This is a genomic window from Aeromonas sp. DNRA1, assembly GCF_963888745.1.
GTDB classification, from domain to species: Bacteria; Pseudomonadota; Gammaproteobacteria; order Enterobacterales; family Aeromonadaceae; genus Aeromonas; species Aeromonas hydrophila.
This window is the reverse complement of the sequence record NZ_CAWPKQ010000001.1, coordinates 368,476-391,797: the sequence shown is the minus strand read 5'-3', so window position 1 is coordinate 391,797 and position 23,322 is coordinate 368,476. Positions and strand designations below refer to the sequence as shown.

The window sequence follows — 23,322 nt, the reverse complement described above, 5'->3', positions numbered from 1 at the left end:
CAAAATCGGTACAAACAAAATTTCATTGAATTCTAAATTAGAAATCACTAATTTAATGGCAATCTGTCGTTGACTGGAGTCTTGCTGATGAAACGGATCCTGATTGTAGGCGGTGTGGCTGGTGGTGCCTCTGCGGCGGCCAGAGCCCGCCGTCTGAGCGAAGAAGCGGAAATTGTGGTGTTCGAGCGGGGCGAGTTCGTCAGCTTCGCCAACTGTGGGCTGCCCTATCACATCGGGGGCGACATCCCCAACCGGGATGCACTGCTGTTGCAGACCCCCCAGAGCTTCAAACGCCGCTTCAACGTGGATGTGCGGGTCTTTCACGACGTCATCGAGATAGACAAGGCCGGCAAGAGCCTGCTGGTGCGCAACTTGCTGACCGGCGAAGAGTGCCGTGAAGCCTATGACGTGCTGCTGCTGAGCCCGGGTGCGGCCCCCATCCGGCCTCCGTTCCCCGGCATCGACAGCCCGGGTGTCTACACCTTGCGCAATATTCTCGACATGGATCGCATTCTGGCGGCGCTGGCGCACGATCAGCCGCGCCACGTCACCGTGGTGGGAGGCGGTTTCATCGGGCTGGAGATGATGGAGGCGTTGCACCAGCGCAAGCTGGACGTCACCTTGCTGGAGCTCTCCGATCAGGTGATGGCGCCGGTGGATAAAGAGATGGCCAACATGCTCCATGCCCGTATCCGGGAGGAGGGCATCGATCTGCGCCTGCGCACCGGCCTCTCGGCCATCGAGAGCCTGGATGTGCTGGCGGAAAAAACCGCTGCCGTGGCCACTGAACAACGGGGTGGATTACGCCTGACCTTGAGTGATGGCACCCGGCTCGATACCGGCATGCTGATCCTCGCCATCGGCGTCAAGCCCGAGACCCTGCTCGCCGCCAAGGCGGGGCTGGAGCTGGGGCCGCGCGGCGGCATCAAGGTGGACGCCGGCATGCGAACCTCGGATCCCTTCATCTATGCGGTGGGGGATGCGGTGGAGGAGACCGACTTCGTCACCGGCGAATCAGTGCTGATCCCGCTGGCGGGCCCCGCCAACCGGCAGGGGCGCATCGCCGCCGACAACATGCTGGGGCGCTGCGAAACCTACAAGAAGACCCAGGGCACCGCCATCTGCAAGCTGTTCGATCTGGCGGTAGCCAGCACCGGCCTCAATGAGAAGCGGCTGCTGCAGCTGGGGCTGCCGTTCGAGAAGGCCTATGTCCACCCGGGCAGTCACGCCGGTTACTACCCCGGAGCCCACCCGGTCAGCCTCAAGCTGCTGTTTGCCCCCGATGGCAAGATTTATGGCGCCCAGGCCATCGGCAAGGACGGGGTCGACAAGCGCATCGACGTGCTGGCAGTGGCCCAGCGCGCCGGTCTCACCGTGTTTGATCTGCAGGATCTGGAGCTCACCTATGCGCCGCCCTTCGGCTCGGCCAAGGACGTGATCAACATGGCCGGCTTCGTGGCCAGCAACCACTTGAAGGGGGATACCCTGCTCTGCCACGCAGCCGAGGTAGAGGACCGTCACCCCCATCAGCAGGTACTGGACGTGCGCAATGGCCCCGAACTCGACAAGCTGGGTCGCATCCCGGGCGCCTTGCACATCCCCCTCGATGAACTGCGCGGCCGGCTTCATGAGCTGCCCAGGGATAAAGAGCTGCTCATCAGCTGTCAGGTCGGGCTGCGTGGCCACGTTGCCTGTCGCCTGCTGAGCCAGCACGGCTTCAAGGTCAAGAACCTCTCCGGCGGCTTCAAGACCTGGCAGATGGCGGTAATGGAGTAACTCGTCACAGCCACAAGCGAGCGCCGACCCCAGGGTCGGCGCTGTTGCATCTGGCGGAGGCTGCTGGCGTTTTAACTGCAATGAGTTTTGTGTCAAGCGAGCCTGATCCCTTATCCTGTTGGCTATTGCGCTGCACTGGCAGCGAGCCAATCAGGGATGACATTTTATGCGCCGCGTCGACTCTCACCCTCGCTTCTCTTGTTCCTCACCGCAACAGACGGCCGTCCCCGGGCGCCGCTGGTCGGCCCTGCTGCTGGCGGGGCTCACTGCGCTGCTGCTGAGCGGCTGCGGCCCCGACAAGTCTGTCACTCATGTCACAGCCAGTGGGCCGACTACACAGCCTGCCGCGCAGCAGGAAACGGGTGCCCCAAGCGCCGTGGTGCAGGCCAATGCCCGTCAATATCGGGATGCCCCGGCGCTGGCGCTGGTCTTCTCCGGCCCCTTGGCGCCCAAGGCAAATTGGCAGAGCTGGCTCGGGGTCAGTGAAGGGGGCAAGCAGGTGCAGGGTGAGTGGATCCTCGCCGAAGATGGTCGCACCCTCTATTTCCCTAACGTCCAGCCCGATAAAAGCTATGAAGTGAGCCTCAAGGCGGGGCTGGGCCCATCCCCCCAGAGCTGGACCCTCAAGACCCGGCCGCTGGAGGCGGGGGCCTCCTTTACCGCGAGCGGCATGGTATTGCCGCTGCGTGACGAGCTGCGCCTGCCCATCAGTGCGGTCAACGTGGACGAGGTCAATATCGACTTCTTCCGGGTCGATGCCGAATATCTGCCCCGCTTCCTGGCCGAGTATCGCCCCGGTGCCGGCATGGGCAACTGGGAGCTTGAGCAGATCACCCAGCGGGCCAAGCGGGTGTTCAGCGGCCGCTACGCGCTGGAGCTCGATGCCAACCGGCGCGAGACCCGCCTCATCAATGTGAAGGAGCCGCAGCTGGTGGAGGCTGGCGTCTACTTTGCGGTGATGTCACCTCTTGGTAACTACGACTGGCGCAAGGAGACCACCTATTTTGCGGTGAGCGACATGGGGCTCAGTGCCCGCCGCTACCGTGATCAACTGGAGGTGTTCGTGAGCTCCCTGGCCAGCGCCGACCCGCTCAAGGATGTGCAGCTCTCCCTGCTCGACGAGAAGGGCAACCGGTTGCAGGTGCAAACCACGGATCCGCAGGGCCATCGTCGCTTCGATCAGGTGCAGGGTGCCCGCTTGCTGCTGGCTGAACAGGGCAACCATCTGGCGGTGCTGCGCCTCGATGGGGCGGCGCTCGATCTCTCCACCTTCGATCTCGGTACCCAGCCCTGGCAGGCCCAGCAGTTGTATCTCTTTAGCGGGCGCGACCTCTATCGCCCCGGCGAGCGGCTCGACAGCGAGATTTTGCTCAAGGGGCAGGATGGCCAGCTGCTGCCGGGCATGGCGGTAGAGCTGGAGGTGAAGCAGCCGGACGGCCAACTGCTCGAACAGAAACGGCTGCTGCCGGACAATCTTGGCGCGGCCCACTACGGTCTGCGTCTACCGGATGATGCGCCGCTCGGGCGCTGGACAATCAACCTCAAGACCTCCGCTGGCAGCCGCTTCGAGTGGCCCTTTTTGGTGGAGGAATTTCTGCCGGAGCGGCTGAAACTGCAGCTTGGCAAGGGGCCGGATGGGGAAGTGACGAGTCTGGACGCCGCCCTCACTCTTCCACTGCAAGGGGACTATCTCTACGGCGCGCCGGCCAGTGCGACCAAGGCCAAGGCGGAGGTAAAGATCAGCCGCGCCACCATGCCCTTTACCCAGTGGCAGGAGTTCACTCTGGGTGACGTGCTGCTCGCCGAGCAGGCCAAAGATCTCGAGCCCCTCAATCTCACCCTCGATGCGCAGGGGCAGGGGACTTTTTCGTTAGCTGATGAGCTCGATGGGGTGCGCGCCCTCGGGCCACTGGAGGTGGCCTATCGGGTGTCGCTCGCCGAGCCCGGTGGTCGCGCCGTCAATCGCAGCCGCACCCAGTATGGCTGGCCCATGGGCAGCCAGTGGCCGGCCCTCAAGGCCGACTTCGTGGCGGATCGAGTAGAGGGGGGTAAGCCGCTCCCCTTCCAGATCCTCAACCTTGATGAGCAAGGCCAGCCGGTGGCGGGGGCGGTGAAGGTGCGCCTTATCAACGAGTACCGCGACTACTACTGGCACTACGCCGATGGGGAGGGGTGGAAGTACGAGTTCAACAGCCAGCCCTATCTGGAACAGGAGCAGACCCTGCAGTTGGATGGCAAGGGGCCGACCCCGCTCACGCTGCAACTGGCGGCGGGCTGGTATCGATTGGAGGTGGAGAATAGTCAGGGCCATCAATCCAGCCTACGGGTGGAGATCGGCAGCTACGCTTGGGGCGGCGGTGGCGAGCAGGCGCGGCCTGACAAGATTGCCATCACCCTCGACAAGCGCGCCTATCAGGCGGGTGACAAGGCCAAAGTGACCCTGGTGGCCCCGCGCCCCGGCAAAGGGTTGCTGATGGTGGAAGATGGCGACGGCCTGCGCTGGTGGCAGCGCATCGAGCTCATGGGGGCCGGTGGCAATGCCAAGGATGCCCGCGGCGAGTTCGAGATCCCGGTCAGTCCCGAGTGGCAGCGCCACGATCTGCATATCTCGGCCCAGATCGCCGCGCCAGACAGCGCCTCCAAACCGGTCAGCAGCCAGCAGGGACAGAGCCTGCGCTCGGTCGGGCTGGTGCCGCTCACCCTGGATCGGGAAGCTCGCCGTCTTCCGCTCACCCTGAGCGCGCCTGATAAAGCGGTGCCGCTTACCCGGCTGGAAGTGACCGCCACCTCCACCCCCAACAGTCGGGGGCGGGTGGTGCTGGCGGCGGTGGATCGGGGCGTGCTCAACATCAGCAACTACCAGCCGCTCGACCCGTTCGAGATCTTCTTTGGTCGCAAGCGCTTCGCTCAAGATTTGTTCGACAACTACGGCCAGGTGATCCCGCCGCAGGATGGCAAGCTGGCCCGCCTCAATTATGGGGGTGACCGGGCGCCGCTGAAAAAGGGCGGCGCGCTGGAGAGCCGGGTCGAGATAGCTGCGCTCTGGAGCGGCGAGGTGAGTTTTGACCAGCAGGGCAAGGCGGTGATCCCGCTCGATCTGCCCAACTTCAACGGCGAGCTGGCACTGATGGCGCTGGCCTGGAACGAACAGCAAGTCGGGGAGGCCGAGCGCGCCGTCAAGGTGGTGGCGCCCTTGGTGGCCGAAATTGGCTGGCCGCGCTTTGGCGCCAGAGGCGATGAGACCCGGGCGCTGGTGCAGCTGCGCAACACGAGCGGCGAGGATCAGACCCTCTCCCTTGCCTGGACCCTCAACGGCGGGCTCAAGGCAAATGGCGAGCTGCCCGGCACCCTTTCCCTTAAAAACGGCGAGGAGCAGTGGCTGACCCTGCCGCTCACCGTGACCGGGGCGAGCGGCGTGGCAAGCCTGCAGTTGGCGGCCAGCGGCAAGGATTTTGCCATCAGCCGCGACTGGTATTTGCCGCTGCGTTCCCCCTGGCCTGCCGAGACTCGCCAGCGCTATCAGATGTTGGCTCCCGGCCAACAGATGAGCTTTGCGCCAGCTGAGCTGGTCGGGCTGGATCGCGCCAACCTGCAGGGGCTGCTCAGCCTTTCCGGCACTCCCCCTTGGGATCCGGCAGCCCAGTGGCAGGCGCTGGCTGACTACCCCTACGCCTGTCTGGAGCAGACCTTGTCCCGTGCCTGGCCTTACTTGCTGACCACGGCGGATGAGCGGGCCGCTTGGCGCAAATCCGCAGAGAGCAAGAAAGCGGCGAGCGAGGCGGATGTGCAACGCGCCCTGCTACAGCGGCTGCAGCGGTTGCAACTGCCCAGCGGCGGTTTTGGCCTGTGGGATGGTCGCTCCGACGAGGAGCAGTGGCTCACCGCCTATGCCGCTGACTATCTGCTGGCGCGCAAGGAGGCAGGCGATGCAGTGCCGGAGGCTATGCTCAATCAGGCGCTGAACCGGCTGCAAAACTATCTCACCGACAGCCAGTACGGCGAGCGCTGGAGCAGTGCCCCCGAGCATAGCCGGCTGGCCTATCAGACTTACAGCGCCTATGTGCTGGCCCGGGTGGGCAAGGCGCCGCTCGCTACCCTGCGCCTTATCTGGGAGCAGCAGGCCGATCACGCACGCTCCGGTTTGCCACTCTTGCACCTCTCGCTGTCCCTCTCGGCCATGGGGGATGAGCAGAACGCCGCCAAGGCCCTCAGTCGGGCATTGGCGACCGAGCGCGGTGATGACTATCTGGGTGATTACGGCTCGCCGCTGCGCGATGAAGCCCTTGAGCTCTCCTTGCTGCGCCAGCACAAGCTGGCTGCGGAGCGCTGGCCAGCCCTCAGTGCCAAGGTGGCCGATACCCTGGCCCATCGTCAGTGGCTCAGCACTCAGGAGCGGCTCGCCCTGCTGCGACTCGCCCGCTTCGACCCGGCCGTCGACTGGCAGGCCAGGGTGACTTCCTCTCTTGGCAGTGGATCCCTGAGCGGTTCGGCTCCGCTGCAGCAGGGTGCCCCCGAGGCACTGGCCGCGAGCACCGTCACCAACGAGGGCAAGGGCTCGCTCTATGTGCAGCGCACTCTGGTCGGTTACCCCGAACAGGCACCGGCACGGATCAGCAAGGGGATGAGCGTGACCCGCAGCTGGTTCAACAGCGACGGTCAGCGTTTTGACCCGACCAAGGTGAAGGTGGGCGATCTGGTGGTGGTGCGGCTCAATGTCAGCAGTGAATCGGCGGTGCCCGATGCCCTGCTGGTGGAGATGGTGCCCGCTGGCTTCGAGCTGGAGAATCCGACCCTTGGCAACAGCATCAAGCTCGAAGAGCTCTCCATCGAGGGGAAACCGGCGTGGCAAAGCGAGTGGAACGACTATCTCAAGCATCAGGAGTTTCGCGATGACCGCTACACGGCAGCGCTGGATCTGAGCGAGGGGAGCAACCAGCAACTGGTCTACCTGATGCGGGCGGTGACTCCGGGTCGCTATCAGGTGCCGCCGACCCAGGTGGAGGATATGTACCGCCCCGAGTTGCGTGCCGTGGGTGAAGATATCCACGAGGTGCGTATCTCTGAGTAACAAACCCTCCCTTGAGCGGGTTCGCCCGCTCACTTTCTGGCAGCGTGGCTGGCTGAAATTAGTTCGCAGTGGCCGCGCTGGCTGGCGCTGGCTTGGTCGCCTGCCACGCTGGCTGTGTTTCTCGGTGCTGGGCGTTGTAGCACTGCTCCTGTCATTGCTGGCGCTGGATAGACTCTTCCCGCCGCCACCGCTCGACCCTGCCTACGCACGGGTGGTGCTCGACATGAAGGGGCGACCGCTGCGCGCCTTTGCCGATACCAGCGGCGTGTGGCGCTATCCCGTGACCCTAGAGCAGGTCTCCCCCCGCTATATCGAGGCGCTGCTGGGCTACGAGGATCGCTACTTCTGGCGTCATCCCGGGGTCAATCCGGTGGCCATGGTGCGCGGGGTCTGGCAGTGGCTGCGCTATGGGCGGGCTGTATCGGGCGGCTCGACCCTTACCATGCAGGTGGCGCGTCTTATCGAGCCCTACCACCGGAGCGTGCCCGGCAAGCTGCGCCAGATGGTGCGTGCGCTGCAACTGGAGTGGCACTATGACAAGCGCACCCTGCTCACCGTCTACCTCAATCGGGCGCCGTTTGGCGGCAACCTGGAGGGGGTGCAGGCGGCAAGTTTTGCCTATCTCGGCAAGAGCGCCGCCAAGCTTACCTATGCCGAGGCTGCGCTGTTGGCGGTGCTGCCGCAGGCTCCCAGCCGCAACCGGCCGGACCGCCATCCCGAGCGGGCCCGCACCGCCCGTGACAAGGTGATGCAGCGACTGGTAGCGCAGGGGGTCTGGCCCGAACAGGCGTGGCTGGAGGGACGCATCGAGCCGGTGCTGGCCCGCGGTCACTTCACGCCGATGGAGGCGCCGCTGTTTGCCCGCCTTGCCGCCGATAATCAGGCCGGGGCGCTGGTGCACACCACCATAGACGGCGATCTGCAGCGTTGGTTGGAGGGGCGGGTGGCGAGCTATATCCGTCGCTTCCCCGAGCAGACCTCAGCGGCGTTGCTGTTGGTAGATAACAAAACCATGGCGGTGCGCGCCTATGTAGGGAGCGCCGAGTATGGCAATTTGCGCCGCCACGGTTATCTCGACATGGTGCAGGCGATCCGCTCTCCCGGCTCCACCCTCAAGCCCTTCATATACGGTCTGGCCATGGATGAAGGGTTGGTGCACTCGGCCTCCCTGCTCTCCGATGCACCGAGACTGGGCTCGGAGTATCGCCCCGCCAATTTCTCCGGCGCCTTTCAGGGGCCGGTGACCCTTGCGCAGGCGCTGCAGCAATCCCTCAACGTGCCGGCGGTGCAGGTGCTGGAGGCGCTGGGGCCTGACAAACTGGTCAGTCGCCTCGACAACGCCGGAGTGCGGCTGGCGCTCTCCGACAAACCCAATCCGGCCATCGCGCTGGGGGCGGCGGGCATTCGGCTCGAGCAGCTGGTGGCGCTCTACAGTGCGCTGACCCGGGAGGGGCTGGTGGCGATGCCGGTCTGGCTGGCGGGGCAGCAGGAGGTGTCGCGCCCCTTGCTGAGTCCGGGCGCGGCCTGGATCATCTGGCAAATATTGAGCGCGCAGGGACGGGCGGACCAACCCTTTGCCAGCGAGGCGACCGGCCGGGTCAACCGGCTGGCCTGGAAGACCGGTACCAGCTACGGCTATCGCGACAGCTGGGCGATGGGGGTCTCCGGTCGCTGGACCATCGGCGTCTGGCTTGGGCGCCCCGACGGTACCCCCATGCCTGGTTTTTACGGCCAGAGCGCAGCGGTGCCGCTGCTGCTTTCGGTCTACTCGCGGCTCTCGGACAACAGCCCTCTGCCGGCACAGCCCAACACGGTGAGCGAGGCCGAAGTGTGCTGGCCACTGGGGCGCAAGGCGAGCGCAACCCTGCCTGAGGCCTGTCTGCAGCGCCAGAGCGCCTGGTTGCTGGAAGGGCGCGATCCTCCCACCTTGCCGGATCCCATGGACTGGTCCTCGCCGCTGCGCCAGGTCGCACTGACCGCCGCGGGCAAGCCGACTCTGACCCGTTGCCCCGATGTGGCGCAATCCGGTTTTCGGGCCCTCTGGCCATTGTCGCTGGAGCCGTGGCGGTCCCCCGGCGAGCGGCGTCAGGCGCTGCTGGCCAGTGGTTGTGCAGGGGAGGGGCAGAGTGCCGAGCAGCAGGCTCCCATTCGCATCGTGGCGCTGGGGGAGGGCAACCTTATTCGCAGCCAGCGCTATCGGTTGCAGCCCAAGGTGCTTGGGGGGGTTGGCAAGCAGGCCTGGTTTCTCAACGGACAGCGGCTGCGCTGGGACGGGGATCAGGTGCTGAGTGTGGCGGGTCGTTATCAGCTGGTGGTGGTGGACGAGGCGGGCAACAGCGATCGCATCGAGTTTCGGCTGGAGAATCCCTCCTGAGGGGAGGCGCCTCTCTTTGGGGGGTCAGAATATTGACGACATCGGGGGATGGCTGCGATGTCGTCAGCGGATTGTCGATTTCCTAGCAGGGCGTCGCGGATTCAGGGCTTGACCTGCCCCAGCCGGGTGAAAAAGTGCTGACTCTTGCGCTGGTGGAAGTGGCTCTTCTTGATGGAGTGAAACACCAGCTTGCTGTCCGGATGGCTTGCCTTGAGGCGATGGATCATCGCCATGGCAGGCAGGCCGGTACTCACCAGGGTAGTGAGCGGCAGACTCTGGGTCTGCGGCCCCAGCAGCTGGTTGAGCCCCTGCTGGGCCTGCTCGAAGCGGGTCAGCACGGCGGGCTCGGCGTAGCCGCTGCCCAGCATGGCGAGCAGGGCATCGAGCGCCTGATTAAATTCGGCCAGCTGCTGGCGAAAGCCGCTGCGACTGCGCAGGGCGATCAGTTCTGCAAACGGGATGTCGGCCAAGTGAGTGGGCACTTGCAGCGGGATCTCGAGGTGGAAGCAATCCTGGCCACCGCGGTTGTGATAGCGGGATTCAAGCAGGTGGAGCAGCCGGTCGAGATAGTCGTGATCGGTGATGAGGGCCCCCTCATTGGCGAGTGCCCACTCGCGGGCGAGTCGCATGGAGAGCAGGTTGGCAAAGCGCCGTGCCATCCTGAACCCGCCCTCTTCCCGGCTGGCAAAACCGTGTGCCAGGCAAAAGCCGTGCAGCCGCTCCAGCCCCGCCTGGGCCGGGCAGAAGCAGTCGTGGTTGGCTGGCGTGCGCCAGCGACCGATCAGCTCCTTGTTGCCAAACACCTTGTGACGCACGAAATCGGGGGCGAGCAGGCTGCTCAGCTGACTCTCCAGCTGGGGGGTGATGGCGGCAAAGAAGGTGGCATCCGGTCGCTCGGCCAGCAGGTCCGTCTCCTGTTCGAGCGTCTGCAGCAGGGCGGTAAGGCCGCTCTTCTCACTGACGGTGAAGACGAAGGCGAGCCGCTCCAGATAGAGCAGGGCAAACTTGAGCCACAGCTCGTCGCGCACTTCCATGCCGGGGTAGTAGATGTAGGTCTTCATCGAATGGGTCTGTGGTCAGGAATGTTGCCGGGACGCAGGTTCGGGAATATACGCAAGATTGGCGCTGCACGGCAAATACTGCGTGGGGGAATGTGAGCAAACGCTCATCCAGTAGGCGCTGGCCACAAAGTTCTGATATAATTCGCGCCCTTAAATCAAGGTCACCCGAGTCATTACCATGAAGTTCATTATCAAGCTGTTCCCGGAAATCACCATCAAGAGCAAGTCGGTTCGCCAGCGCTTTATCAAGATCCTGCAGGGCAATATCCGCAATGTCCTGCGCCGCTTCGACGACGATGCCCGGGTGCGGATGGATTGGGACAAGCTGATCGTGAGCTCCCGCAATGACCAGTTCCGTGAACAGGCCATCGAAGCCCTGGCCTGCATTCCCGGCATTCAGGCCTTCCTCGAGGTTCAGGCCAGCAAGTTTACCGACCTGCACGACATCTTCGAGCAGGTGAAAGCCGTGTGGGGTGACCAGCTCGAGGGCAAAACCTTCTGTGTGCGCGCCAAGCGCCACGGCAAGCACGAGTTCTCCTCCCTCGAAGTGGAACGCTACGTGGGCGGTGGCCTGAACCAGCACTGCGTGAGCAACGGCGTGCGCCTCAAGAACCCGGATGTGAAGATCAACCTCGAGATCGATGGCGAGGAGCTCTTCATCGTCAGCGCCATCCACCAGGGCCTGAGCGGCATGCCCATCGCCACCCAGGAAGATGTGCTGAGCCTTATCTCCGGCGGTTTTGACTCCGGTGTGGCCTCCTTCCAGTTCATCAAGCGTGGCTGCCGGGTGCACTACTGCTTCTTCAATCTGGGTGGTGCCGCTCACGAGATCGGCGTCAAGCAGGTGGCCTATCACCTGTGGAACCGCTTCGGCTCTTCCCACCGGGTGCGTTTCACCGCGGTGGACTTCGAGCCGGTAGTGGCCGAGATCCTCGAGAAGATCGACAACGGCCAGATGGGCGTGGTGCTCAAGCGGATGATGATGCGTGCCGCCGCCAAGGTGGCCGACGAGTTCCAGATCCCGGCGCTGGTGACCGGCGAGTGCGTGGGTCAGGTTTCCAGCCAGACCCTCACCAACCTGAACGTCATCGACCGGGTGACCGACAAGGTGATCCTGCGCCCGCTCATCACCTGGGACAAGCCGGACATCATCAGCGAAGCCCGTCGCATCGGTACTCTGGAGTTCGCCGAGACCATGCCGGAGTATTGCGGTGTTATCTCCAAGAAGCCGACCGTGAAGGCCGATTTGGCGCGCATTGAAGAGGAAGAGGGGAACTTCGACTTCGCCATTCTGGACAAGGTGGTGGCCGAGGCCCGTTACCTCGACATTCGTCGCATCGGTGAAGAGACCGCTGCCGAGGTGCAGGAAGTGGAGACTACCGCCGAGAGTGGCGACAACGAGGTGATCCTCGATATCCGCGCCATGGACGAGCACGACGAGAAGCCGTTGCAGGTGGAAGGGCGTGAGGTCATGCATATCCCCTTCTTCAAGCTGGCCACCGCCTTTGGCGATTTGCCCAAGGAGAAGACCTACCTGCTCTACTGCGATCGCGGCGTGATGAGCAAGCTGCAGGCGCTCTATCTGAAAGAGAAGGGCTTTGCCAACGTCAAGGTGTACCGTCCGTAATATGACGTTCACGCATGCATAAAAAATCCGGCCAATGAGCCGGATTTTTTATTTCACTCGGTAGAGAGGGCCTGCGTTAAGGGCAGGGTACCGGGGTAAAGGTGGATTGCCCCTGGCAGCGCCACCCCATCTCAGCCTGGCGCATCTGCCACAGGTTGTTGCTGCGAAACAGGGTCAGGATGTAGATCATGTCGCTCTTGGTGCCGTCAAGGGCAACGGAGAGCACCAGATCGTTGTCCAGCTGTTGTGCCTGGATGCGACTGGGGATGTCGCTGTGGCCGACAAAACGCAATGCCACTTCACGATAGTCATTGACCCAACTCTGCTGGGCAGTGCTTGCCTGTCGGATCTGCTGGTTGAACTGCTGCACCGGAGTGGAAGCCAGCCGTCCAAACAGTACCTGCGCTTCGGCCTGCGCCGTTGCCACATTCATCAATAGCAGTGATGTGATGAGTCCAAGTTTTTGCATGAGGGATTCCGGCTTACAACACTGAATCCTATGACAACAGAAAAGCCTGCTTGGTTCAACGCAACCTGGCCAGGAGTGCGACTCGCCCCCTGGCCACGGCATCAATTGCGCTGCAGGGAGAAGGTGGGCAGTGACAAATGCCAATAGATGGCCGCCACCCGCAAACCGAACACCGCCGTCATGCAGATGAGCATGGCGGTCACCCGATCCACGTTTATCTCCAGTGCCAGGGTATAGAGGATGCCCCCCAGGATGCAGGCGGTGGCATAGATCTCTTTTTGCAAGACCATGGGCACTTCCCGGGCCAGCACGTCCCTGATCATGCCGCCAGCCACCCCTGTCATGGTGCCCATCAATACAGCTATCAGCCCTGATGTACCAAAGTTGAGGGCTTTTTGCGCCCCGATCACGGTAAAGAGTGCCAGCCCGAAGGCGTCGGCGACCGGCAGCACGTACCAGGGCATGCGGCGGGGCAGCTTGACCATCCACATGCCGATGAGCGCCGTGGCAATGACCACCCAGATATAGAGAGGGTCGCGTACCCAGAAGACGGGGGTGGCCCCCAGGATCATGTCGCGGATGGTACCGCCCCCGATGGCGGTGACTGCCGCCAACACCATGACACCAAAACCGTCCATCCTGAGGCGGCCCGCCACCAAAACCCCCGAAAACGCGAATACCGCAGTACCAAACATGTCGCTGATGTAAACAATCTGCTCAACCAGTGTCTGCATGGAGAACAACTCACGTCCAATTGTTGATGGGGCCGCGATTTTAGGGGGGATTGCGGCGTCTGACCAATGGCTGCCTGCAAGAAGTGGGAGCCAGACCAAGTTTTTGCTGGCGGTGATGTTGCTGGCCGTCGTCATGGTATCTGAACGGTACCAGATGGCCAGCAAGGTTCACGCTGCCTCGCCTATCGCCCTCTGTTGTTTGCCTAGTGAACTTAGCGGGAAGAACAGAGCATTTTTTTCCTCAAGTTCAACGAGAACATGCCGATAAATAGGGTAAGCGGCGTTAATGCGATGAAGCGTTGAAAATAATGCTAAAGACATCGAAAAAGAGGCCGTTAAATAAGACGCATCGAACAGGAAAGACAATAAAGTTCGAGCAAATTAGATAGTAAATTTAATAGCTTAGGAGAATAGTCATGGGTCTTTATATCAATACGAACGTTTCATCGCTTAACGCTCAGCGTAACCTGATGAACACCAACAAATCTCTGGATACATCCTACACCCGTCTGGCATCTGGTCTGCGCATCAACAGCGCCAAAGACGATGCCGCCGGCCTGCAGATCTCCAACCGTTTGACCTCTCAGATCAATGGTCTGGATCAGGGCAACCGCAACGCCAACGACGGCATTTCCGTCGCCCAGACTGCTGAAGGCGCCATGGATGAAATCACCTCCATGTTGCAACGGATGCGTACCCTGTCTCAGCAGTCTGCCAACGGTTCCAACAACACCGATGACCGTACCGCGTTGCAGCAAGAGTACACTCAGCTGATGACTGAAATCGACCGGGTGTCCAAAGACACTACCTTTGGTGGCCAGAATCTGCTCAATGGTGGTTATGTTGGCTCCTTCCAGGTTGGTGCCGACGCGGGTCAGACCATCACGTTCCGGATGACCACAGCTTTCAGCATATCTGGAATGGCATCAGCAACGAAGGGTAATGCAACAGTTACAACAACAACAACCGGCGAGCCCTATTCAGTGGCGAAGAATCCGAGTGGGACAGTGACGACAACCAGTATTGGGAGTATTACTACCGCCAAAGATGCACAATCGGCCATGGCTAACCTGGATTACATGATCAAGGTGGTGGACAGCAAGCGTGCTGAACTGGGTGCGGTGCAGAACCGGTTTGATTCAACCATTCGCAACCAGGCGAACGTCTCTGAAAACGTCAGTGCCGCGCGTTCACGGATCCGCGATGCCGATTTCGCGACCGAGACCGCCAACCTGACCAAGCAGAACATTCTGCAACAGGCTGCCTCGACCATACTGTCTCAGGCAAACCAGCGTCCGCAGTCAGCACTCTCCCTGCTGCAGGGTTGATAAAAGAAAACAGGGCGGTTGTTCAGGCCGCCCTGGTCAAGAGATGGAACAAAGGGGTGTTCGGTTCGCACTCTGTTCTATCGGGAGAGAATGTATTCTCTTATTAGTAAAGCCAAGTGTTGTACAGCTGTTCAGTTCTGTCACGCTTGGTCATATTCTCCTGAGCGTATGCTCGTTTTAGGCCGGATTTTCCGGCCTCTTTTTATTGTGCCGTCAAATTGACGCCACTCCCCCATAGCTAAGCACAAACTGTGCCAATACTCTCGGCTCATCTTCTTCACTCCCGCGTTAGGCTGTACTCAAGATCTTTGGAGATAGCTTGCCGCTGTCTTGCCGTTTACCGGATAAAACTTGCCGCCTTCGGCAATTATTTTCCTAAAGCTTGTGGCTGTGCTGCCGTTAAATAAAGTGAAGCAATCGAGGGGTGTTCGGAATCCAACGTTTGCACTACTGCGGGTGGCCTGTCCGTTCAAACAGACACCCGCCAGAAGACTCAGGCTCGTTCAACCTGTTCTTCTAACGGTGGGACGCCGCTTTGGCGGCGCAACCCGCAGTCGCATGTTCTTCGGGAGAATATTTTATGGCCATGTATATCAACACGAATACTTCATCACTGAACGCCCAGCGTAACCTGATGAACACCAACAAGTCCCTGGATACGTCCTATACCAGACTGGCTTCCGGTCTGCGTATCAACACCGCCAAGGACGATGCTGCCGGTCTGCAGATCTCCAACCGTTTGACCTCTCAGATCAACGGCTTGGATCAAGGTAACCGCAACGCCAACGACGGTATCTCTGTCGCCCAAACGGCTGAAGGTGCCATGGATGAGGTGACCAGCATGCTGCAACGCATGCGTACGCTGGCACAGCAATCTGCCAACGGCTCCAACAACACCGACGACCGTACTGCGCTGCAGCAAGAATTTGACCAACTGACCACCGAGATCAACCGTATCTCGAACGACACCACCTTTGGTGGTCAAAAGCTGCTGGATGGCAACTACAAAGGGTCGTTCCAGGTAGGTGCCGATGCAGGTCAAACCATCACTTTCAAGATGACTTCTGCATTCACCATCAGCGGTATTGCAGCGTCAACCAAGGGTAGTGCGACTGTTGCGACCAGTGCCTCCGGCGAACCTTACACTATCACCAAGGGCACGTCAGCGGTGACCTCTACCAGCGTCAGTAGCATCACTACTGCCAAGGATGCACAGACTGCCATGGCGAACCTTGACTTCATGATCAAGGCGGTTGACAGCAAGCGGGCAGAGCTGGGTGCGGTACAGAACCGCTTTGACTCGACCATTCGCAACCAGTCCAACGTCTCCGAAAACCTGAGCGCAGCACGTTCTCGTATCCGTGACGCAGACTTTGCGACCGAGACGGCCAACCTGACCAAGCAGAACATTCTGCAACAGGCTGCGTCCAGCATCCTGGCGCAAGCCAACCAAAGACCGCAATCTGCTCTGTCCCTGCTGGGTTAACAGAAACGCAGTGATGAGATAGAAAGAGGAGCGACGATATGGCCAATGAAATTGGGATCCCGTCATCGGTCACTCCTTCTTCTCTTCAGTCAAGTAGCAAGAGCGGCCAGTCGGCCGCTCAAGTGCTATCTGGCACGACGGAAGAGCAGCGGGTGACGGCACAGGATGTGAAAAAACAGCAGGCGGGACAGTCTGGTGAAAAAATCGCCAAGCAGGATGTTCCTCAGGCAGACATTGAAAATGAGGTCCAAAAGTTGCAAGAGTTCAGCAAGTTGCAAGGCTGGACCGTCAATTTCAGTGTTGAAAAGGATCTGGATCAGGTGGTGATCAAGGTGGTCGACGCCGAGACCAAGTCAATGATCCGGCAAATCCCGAGCGAAGAGTTGCTGGCTATCAGCAAACGAATTAAAGATCTGCGTGAGAGTGATGCGACCGGAGGTGGTTCACGCGCCGGGTTGCTGCTCGATAACGAGATCTGATATGAAAACTTAAGAGGAGAGTGAGTATGCCCACCATTACGTCTGCAGGTGCCGGCTCTGGACTCGATCTGGAGTCAGTGATTGCTGCCAGCGTCGATGCCAAAAAAGCACAGCTGATGCAGCCCATCACCACCAAGAAGACCAACACTCAAATCACTCTCTCCGGTGTGGGGCAGCTGAAATCTGCCATTGCCTCTTTCGTGACTACCCTGCAGGCGATGGCGAAAGATGACGCGTTCAACAAACGCTCCATCAACATTACCCAGGACAAGGACAAGCCTGTGCTCAAGGTGGAGAGCAAGGCTGGGGCCTCGAATGGGCAATATGATATCAGCGTCGAACAGCTGGCAAAAACCAGCAAATTTGACGGTACCTTCGACTCGTCGACTACCCCTCTTATCACCCAAGACGGAAAATTGACGTTCAAGGCGGGCGACAAGACCTTTGATGTCGATGTCAAAGCCGGCGATTCGCTGCAATCCATTCGAAAGCGCATCAACAATGACGCAGACAACTTCGGTTTGAGCGTCAACATCATGAATACCTCCGATGGCAAGTCCAAGCTGATGATCGATTCCGGGGTCAGCGGTAGTGGCAAGGATCTGCAGGTCACCGGCAATACAACCGAGTTGACCGACAACCTAGTGTCCAAGTTGACGCAAAGTCAGACTGCTCAGGATGCTAAGATCAAGGTGGATGGCAACTCGCTGACTAGCGCGACCAATACCTTTGATGGCACCATCGTCGGGCTCAAACTGACCGTACTCAGAGAGTCGGACAGTACGACCTCTACTGATGCAGGCGGCAATCCCGTCAAGACCTACAGCTCTAACAAGGTTGAAGTGACCACTGACAAGGCCGGTATCAAAGACATGGTCAAGAGCTTTGTCGATGGTTACAACGCCCTGGTGAAGAAGAGCAGTGAACTGGGCAAACGCAACTCCATCGTGGCTGGAAAAAGCCAGAATGATGGCGGGGCCTTGGCTGGTGACGCGACGACACGCGCCGTGATCAACATGATGAACGGTGCCATTACCGAACCCTCACAAAAATCTTCAACCTATTCAACGATTTTCCAGATGGGTGTGAAGATGGACAACAAAGGGGTTCTCTCCATTGATGACACCAAGTTCAGCGAAGCCATCGACAAAAACTTTGACCAAGTGGTGGCTGTTTTTGGCGGCAAAGATGGGGTGGCTGGTAAACTGGCCGGCCAGCTGGAAACCTACTCCAAGACCGGTGGCCTGCTGGCCAAGCGGGAGGATTCGCTCAATTCCGATCTGCGCGAGGTCAGCCGTAAGGAGTCTGATGTTACCTCTCAGCTGACCAAGTATCAGGAGACCTTGCGGGCTCGTTATGGCAGCCTGGACTCCATGTTGGCCAAGATGAACAAGTCGGCCTCTTATCTCAATCTGCTCAATACCAAATCGAATTAATACGTAGTCAGGAGCCGTGCCTCGTATGTATCGGAAAAATATCAAGGCCTATACCACCCAGAATCTGCAGTCTGAGCTGGCTGTAGCAGATCCCTACCGGGTGATCCAGTTGCTGATGCAGGGCTGTCTTGAGCGGCTTGCCCAGGCTCGTGGTGCCATCGAGCGTCGTGATTTCGAGGCAAAGTCCCAGTCCATCTCCAAGACCATGGCGATCATCAACGGTCTACAGGACTCGCTGGATCTCTCCTATGGCAAGGTGCCTGAAGATCTGTTTGCACTTTACGACTATATGAAGGTGCGCATGATGGATGCCAGCCGCGACATGGACATCGCAGCCATTGATGAGGTGATGACCCTGATGCTGACCGTCAAAAGCGGCTGGGATGCCATTCCGGTCGAAGAGCGTGACAAGGCCATTGCCCAGCAAAAAGCGGGCAGGACGGAATGAGCGATGCCATTTTGTCCGGATTGATGGCTCACGGTAGTCAGCTGTTGCTGCTGCTGGAGAGAAATGAGTTGTCGGCAGCGGAGGCACAAATGGATCACTATCTTGATGCTTTCGATGGTGTGTTTCGGGAGTTCCCCGTGGAAAGCCACCTTGATATGGAACAGCAGCAAGCTCTGTTGCAGTTTCAAATGATCCATGAGCGAATCGCGAGCGCCAGGAGTCTGGCAGAAGATGAATTGCGCCAATTCTCCAAGGCTGGGCGAGCAACAAGCCTTTACAAGTCGAATGCGGGTTAAATATCGAATGGATTTTAATAAAAACATAGAAAGTGCAGAGGAAGAGCTTTCCCGTCTTGCAGTTCAAAAAGAACAGGAGGCAGCCATGCTGGCGGTATTGCCTGTTCGCCATCAGCTTAATATGGCCGCCTTTGAAAAATACATGCCAGGGATCCATGCCTTTTTCAAAGAGTACCAGCCAACCAGACCTTTTCGATTTTTCTGTAATGAAAATGGCATTCCAAATATATTGTGGCTTGATGACAAGGTTTCCCTGTATGGGGACGATCCCTTTGCCGAAGCGCAAGCCCAGATTGCCGAGGTGATCGAACAGAGCGTATTGCAATGCATCGATTTTGTCCCTCAATGGTATCTGGAAGGCCAAATCCATATTGCCTACAACAATGCTATTTCAGAGCTCAAAGAGAATGCTTCCCTTGAGGGATTACCGCTTCGCAAGGCGCTGGATGCGGATATTCCCTTGTCATTCATGTACGGGATCGGACTGGGCTATCAGCTTGGCTATCTTTATGAGAAATGCAGGGTCAGGAATCTGTTTGCCTTCGAGCCCGACCTCGACATGTTCTATGCCTCACTTTATTGTTTCGACTGGCACCAACTTCTCGAATATATGGAACAGGAGTCGCTGAGCCTGCACCTTTTCATCGGTGTGGATGAGCAACTGCTGGTGGCCGACATGATGGAAGCCTTGCATCGCAAGGGCGCCTTCTGGTCGGCGAGTTACTTCTCATTCTGTCATTATCACTCACCCAAGCTGCATGATTTGATCGACAAGGCTGAGGGTGAGCTTTATCTGCTCAAGACGGGCTGGGGCTTCTTCGATGACAATATTTATGCGCTGGCCCACAGTCACACCCATCTGCAGGATGGTACGCCGTTTCTGAAGCGGGAGCGGGATACCTCATTGGCCGAGCAGGTACCGGTATTCGTGGTCGGTAACGGGCCGTCGCTGGATCAGAGCATCGATTTTATTCGGCAACATCAGGGGAAAGCCATCATCATCGCCTGCGGTACCGCCGTCAGTGCCCTGCACAAGGCGGGTATCAAGCCTGACATATACGTGGCGGTGGAGCGAACCAAGAGCTCGGCAGATTTCCTGCGCATTCTCGGTGCGGATGATTTTCTCAAGAATGCAGTATTCCTCAGCGTCGATGTGATCCACCCCGAGTGCAAGACCTTTTTCCGCAAAACGGGGCTGACTTTCAAACCTAATGAACCCATGTTTGCCATGCTGGCCAGCCGTTTGGGTCAGGCTTTCGAATATGAGTCCATTGAGTTTTCCAACCCCTTCGTTGGCAATACCGGTGTCAACTATGCTGCTCTGCTCGGTTTCAAGCAGGTATACCTGTTCGGGATAGACAATGGCTACAAGTATGCAGACAAGCATCACTCCAGTCTGAGCCTCTATTACAACGAGAAGAAAGAAGCCAAGTACGACGAGAATTTGAAGGATACATTCCCGGCTCCGGGCAATTTTGGCGGGGAAGTGCGGATCAATCACCTGTTTGGTCTGGCCATTCATAATATGACGCGCGTGCTGACTGGCCATCCGGATATACGCTGCCTGAATTGCAGTGATGGTGCTTACATTGATGGTGCCATCCCTCAACGGGTTGATGCTCTGCAAATCAGCGGCCCTGAGCTGGATAAAATCGCTCTGCTTGATGAGCTGATGGTGCGCAGCTTCCAGCCGTTCGACATGACCAGTATCGACTTCAATGCCGCGCTCAACGTACCGTTGTTTGACGATTTGCTGGAGAAGTTGCGTACCGACTGGCAAACGGTCAAATACGAACACAATGAGATATTGGCCATGATGCAGCGTCATCACGATTATCTTCTTTATTTGCTGATGAGCCGTGATTGCCATCTTTATCGCATTTTGATTGGCTCGATGAACTATTTCTACGCCAACATCATAGGTTTGATGATGACCCTGCTTGACGCTGCTCCTGACAAGTTCGAAGCCAAGATAAAAGAGGCCGAGGCCATCCTCGAGCGGTTCTTTGATGATGCGAAGCCGATTTATGCCGATGCCTTCCAGCGTCACGATTCCGTCTATTTCGTCGGATTGGATATCTTCAAGCAGAAATAACGGCTATCTCTCATCACATGTCTGCTGAATAAGAAACACCGGCGCTTGCCGGTGTTTCTTATTGTGAAAATAACCAAGCAACGCGGCTTACTGGTTCGGCTGTTGTGCCTCTTCAATGGCCCGACATATCTGCTCCACGGCGTTGAGGGCTCTTGGGGTGAAACGATGCAGTTCATCCGAATTGATGAGGCGCAGGCGCTGATGGCGGACGGCGTCCAGATTGGGCCACTGTTGCCAGTGGTACAGAGCGTCGGGGTCTTGACTCCCCGCCAGGATCAGCGCCGGATTGGCCTTGATCACCTGCTCCAGGCTGACCTGGGGGTAGGGCGTGCGGGCAGTTGCCATCACGTTGTCCCCACCGCACAGTTCGATGGCCTGGGCGGGCCAGGCATTGCCGCTAACGCTGGTGAGCGGTGGATACCAGAGCTGATAAAACACCTTGATATGCTTGGGCTTGCCGTAGCGCTGCCCAAGTGCGGTCAGGCGGACGAGATAGGCCTCGGCCTCGGCATTGGCGGTTTGTTCCACCCCCAATGTTTTTCCCAAGGTCCGCATCTCGGTGGCGAGGGAGGCAAAGTCGGTCGGTTCTGAATAGAACACCGGGATCCCCAGCTGCTCGACAGGGGCCAGCATGCGGGATTGGGCGGAGCGCCAGGCGACGATCAAGTCGGGCTTTTGGGCCAGCAGGGCTTCCAGATTGATGCTGCGGTAGTTGGCCACCTGGGGCAGGCGTTTGACCTCGGGCGGATAATCGGAGGCATCGTCGGTGGCCACGATGCGATCGCCGGCGCCGATGGCAAACAGCAGTTCGGTCAGATGGGGGGTGAGGCTGACGATGCGTGCAGGCGTCCCGGCCAGCAGGGCTGGCGACACGCACAACAGGTAGAGCAGGGTGAACCATTTAGCCATGCAGCTGCTCCAGCACAGTGAGCAGCAATGCCAGCGCCAACCAGCCCCAACCGGCTTGCTGCAGACGGTTGAGCAGGCGCAGGGCCGTGCCGGCCTCCGGCTCTGCGGCGGCGTCAAACACGGGAAAACGGATCAAGCTGCCCTGATAGTAGCGGGGGCCACCGAGTTTGCAGCCCAGCGAGCCGGACAGCAGCGCCAGCAGAATTCCCATGGCGGGGTAGGGCCAGCGTATCGCCGTGCGCAGCCGGCTTGCCAGCTGGCGCAGCTGGGTCAGGCACAAGGGCAGTGCCAGCAACAAGATGGCTGGGGTGCACAGAGCCTGATAGAGCACGGCGGCGGCCCGGCCAAAGTGGGTAAAGGCTGGCTGTTTCGGGCTCCAGCCCTGATTCATCAACTGGGCGAGGCGCCATAGGAGGGCGCCTTGAACTCCCGCCAGGGCAAATCCCAGCAGAGGGCCAGCCCACTGTCCTATCAGGCGCAGGGCGCAACTTTCGCTGACAGCCTTGGCAAGCCCCATCAGAGAGAGCTTGCCGGTATCGCGCCTGAGCCAGGGGGAGGCCTGCAGCCGGGCCACCACCAAGGTATCCTGGTCTGTCAGCGAGCGAGTGGCACGGGCCAGCTCCCGCAGCGGACGCGACTCCAGCATCAACAGCAGAAACAGCAGATCGAACAGCGGCTCTGAGAGCGAGAGATTGCGCACCGCCCAGAGTCCGGCGGCGCAAGGCAGCCAGACAATCAGCATGGCCAGCAGACCGGCCTGCAATTGCTGCCCGGGGGTACCATCGGGGCGGCACACCTTGTGACCCAGCCGGGTCAGCAGCGGCACGATGGCGGAGAGCCGATAGTGGGCTGGCCAGGGCACGATGGCCTCCAGCAGGGCGGCACCGAGCAAGATGGCCGCCGGAGTGGCGGCCATCTGTTCCAGCGTGGTGAGTGGGATCACAGCTTGCCGAGCATCTTGATGATCACTTCGGCGGAGTGCTTGCCGGCCACCTCGATGAAGGCATCGAAGGATTCAACCTGTTCCTTGCCGGCGATGTCAGACATGGCACGCACCACCAGATAGGGCACCTTGAACATGTGGCACACCTGGCCGATGGCAGCCCCTTCCATCTCGACCGCCAGCATCTGCGGGAAGTCGGCACGGGCTTTGGTGATGGCGTCCGGCTTGCACATGAACTGATCGCCGGTGCAGATGAGGCCGACTTTGGTTTGATGCTTGCCCTGCTCGGCGATGCAATCCTGGGCGACAGCGATGAGCGTCTCGTCGCAGGGGAAGGCGGCCGGTTGCTGCGCCATCTGGCCCATCTCGTAGCCAAAAGCGGTGACATCCACATCGTGGAAGCGCATCTCGCTGGCGATCACCACGTCACCGATGTGAAGGTCCTGGGCAAAGCCGCCGGCAGAACCGGTATTGATGACGTAGTCGGGGGCGAATTTTTCCAGCAGCAGGCTGGTGGCGACGCTGGCGGCCACTTTACCGATGCCGGAGCGGGTCAGGATCACTTCTTTGCCTGCCAGGGTGCCCTGATAGAACTCGCAGCCGCCCAGTTGCAGGGTGGTCGGGTTGCTCATCTGGCTGCGCAGCAGGGCCACTTCCTGTTCCATGGCGCCGATAATACCTACTTTCATCACTCACCTCGTCTTGATGGCCATGCGGCCGAATAAGTTGCTGTGGATCATAACAAAAGTTGGCAATGGCGCCGAGCATTCCGATGCTGCGCGATGTGAAGGGG

The 23,322-nt window shown here is 59.6% G+C and carries 17 protein-coding genes; 11 read left to right on the top strand and 6 right to left on the bottom strand.

The window, feature by feature from the left end; translation table 11 throughout:
- Positions 1-87: 87 nt before the first annotated feature.
- The 3 genes from AACQ43_RS01760 to pbpC all read left to right on the top strand — a co-directional run bounded on the left by AACQ43_RS01760 (position 88) and on the right by pbpC (position 9,218).
- On the top strand, positions 88-1,776 hold the full coding sequence (locus AACQ43_RS01760) for an FAD-dependent oxidoreductase (RefSeq protein WP_168965590.1): 1,689 nt from the start codon (positions 88-90) through the stop codon (positions 1,774-1,776).
- A 166-nt stretch (positions 1,777-1,942) separates the two neighbouring features.
- The gene (locus AACQ43_RS01755) at positions 1,943-6,844 is read left to right on the top strand and encodes an alpha-2-macroglobulin family protein (RefSeq protein ID WP_168965588.1); all 4,902 of its coding nucleotides are present in this window, start codon (positions 1,943-1,945) and stop codon (positions 6,842-6,844) included.
- Positions 6,810-9,218 carry a penicillin-binding protein 1C gene (gene pbpC / locus AACQ43_RS01750; protein ID WP_168965586.1) on the top strand — a complete coding sequence of 803 codons (2,409 nt, stop codon included), beginning with the start codon at positions 6,810-6,812 and terminating at the stop codon, positions 9,216-9,218. The genes AACQ43_RS01755 and pbpC overlap by 35 nt, the downstream gene beginning before the upstream one ends.
- A gap of 101 nt (positions 9,219-9,319) precedes the next feature.
- On the opposite strand, the gene AACQ43_RS01745 is transcribed toward pbpC, so the two are convergent.
- Positions 9,320-10,279 carry a hypothetical protein gene (locus tag AACQ43_RS01745; RefSeq protein ID WP_139705734.1) on the bottom strand — a complete coding sequence of 320 codons (960 nt, stop codon included), beginning with the start codon at positions 10,277-10,279 and terminating at the stop codon, positions 9,320-9,322.
- 178 nt (positions 10,280-10,457) lie between these two features.
- Here AACQ43_RS01745 and thiI point away from each other — a divergent pair, with 178 nt between their 5' ends.
- Positions 10,458-11,906: a tRNA uracil 4-sulfurtransferase ThiI gene (thiI, locus tag AACQ43_RS01740; RefSeq protein WP_168965584.1), complete on the top strand. Its 1,449-nt coding sequence runs from the start codon at positions 10,458-10,460 to the stop codon at positions 11,904-11,906.
- Between the two features lie 76 nt (positions 11,907-11,982).
- On the opposite strand, the gene AACQ43_RS01735 is transcribed toward thiI, so the two are convergent.
- On the bottom strand, positions 11,983-12,375 hold the full coding sequence (locus AACQ43_RS01735) for a hypothetical protein (protein WP_039214967.1): 393 nt from the start codon (positions 12,373-12,375) through the stop codon (positions 11,983-11,985).
- 101 nt (positions 12,376-12,476) lie between these two features.
- Positions 12,477-13,109 (bottom strand): trimeric intracellular cation channel family protein, encoded by a 633-nt coding sequence (locus AACQ43_RS01730; protein ID WP_011705587.1) that lies wholly within the window; start codon positions 13,107-13,109, stop codon positions 12,477-12,479.
- A gap of 416 nt (positions 13,110-13,525) precedes the next feature.
- On the opposite strand from AACQ43_RS01730, the gene flaA reads away from it, so the two are divergent.
- The 7 genes from flaA (at position 13,526) to AACQ43_RS01695 (ending at position 20,677) form a co-directional block, all read left to right on the top strand.
- Positions 13,526-14,437: a flagellin A gene (gene flaA / locus AACQ43_RS01725; protein ID WP_076359762.1), complete on the top strand. Its 912-nt coding sequence runs from the start codon at positions 13,526-13,528 to the stop codon at positions 14,435-14,437.
- 580 nt (positions 14,438-15,017) lie between these two features.
- Positions 15,018-15,923, top strand: coding sequence for a flagellin B (flaB, locus tag AACQ43_RS01720; RefSeq protein ID WP_168965582.1), 906 nt, complete (start codon positions 15,018-15,020; stop codon positions 15,921-15,923).
- A 38-nt stretch (positions 15,924-15,961) separates the two neighbouring features.
- Positions 15,962-16,402, top strand: a complete 441-nt coding sequence (locus AACQ43_RS01715) for a flagellar protein FlaG (protein ID WP_168965580.1) — start codon at positions 15,962-15,964, stop codon at positions 16,400-16,402.
- A 26-nt stretch (positions 16,403-16,428) separates the two neighbouring features.
- Positions 16,429-17,838, top strand: coding sequence for a flagellar filament capping protein FliD (gene fliD / locus AACQ43_RS01710; protein ID WP_168965578.1), 1,410 nt, complete (start codon positions 16,429-16,431; stop codon positions 17,836-17,838).
- 25 nt (positions 17,839-17,863) lie between these two features.
- Positions 17,864-18,286 (top strand): flagellar export chaperone FliS, encoded by a 423-nt coding sequence (gene fliS / locus AACQ43_RS01705; protein ID WP_043166537.1) that lies wholly within the window; start codon positions 17,864-17,866, stop codon positions 18,284-18,286.
- A complete protein-coding gene (locus AACQ43_RS01700) occupies positions 18,283-18,582 on the top strand; it encodes a hypothetical protein (protein ID WP_017410248.1) in 300 nt (99 codons plus the stop codon). The genes fliS and AACQ43_RS01700 overlap by 4 nt, the downstream gene beginning before the upstream one ends.
- A gap of 7 nt (positions 18,583-18,589) precedes the next feature.
- Positions 18,590-20,677 (top strand): 6-hydroxymethylpterin diphosphokinase MptE-like protein, encoded by a 2,088-nt coding sequence (locus tag AACQ43_RS01695; RefSeq protein ID WP_168966460.1) that lies wholly within the window; start codon positions 18,590-18,592, stop codon positions 20,675-20,677.
- An 87-nt stretch (positions 20,678-20,764) separates the two neighbouring features.
- On the opposite strand, the gene AACQ43_RS01690 is transcribed toward AACQ43_RS01695, so the two are convergent.
- Genes AACQ43_RS01690 through mtnN form a run of 3 tightly spaced genes read right to left on the bottom strand, consistent with a single transcriptional unit; the run spans position 20,765 to position 23,218 of the window.
- On the bottom strand, positions 20,765-21,586 hold the full coding sequence (locus AACQ43_RS01690) for a cobalamin-binding protein (RefSeq protein WP_168965576.1): 822 nt from the start codon (positions 21,584-21,586) through the stop codon (positions 20,765-20,767).
- On the bottom strand, positions 21,579-22,529 hold the full coding sequence (locus AACQ43_RS01685; protein WP_168965574.1) for a cobalamin biosynthesis protein: 951 nt from the start codon (positions 22,527-22,529) through the stop codon (positions 21,579-21,581). The genes AACQ43_RS01690 and AACQ43_RS01685 overlap by 8 nt, the downstream gene beginning before the upstream one ends.
- A complete protein-coding gene (gene mtnN, locus AACQ43_RS01680) occupies positions 22,526-23,218 on the bottom strand; it encodes a 5'-methylthioadenosine/S-adenosylhomocysteine nucleosidase (RefSeq protein WP_168965572.1) in 693 nt (230 codons plus the stop codon). The genes AACQ43_RS01685 and mtnN overlap by 4 nt, the downstream gene beginning before the upstream one ends.
- Positions 23,219-23,322 lie beyond the last annotated feature (104 nt).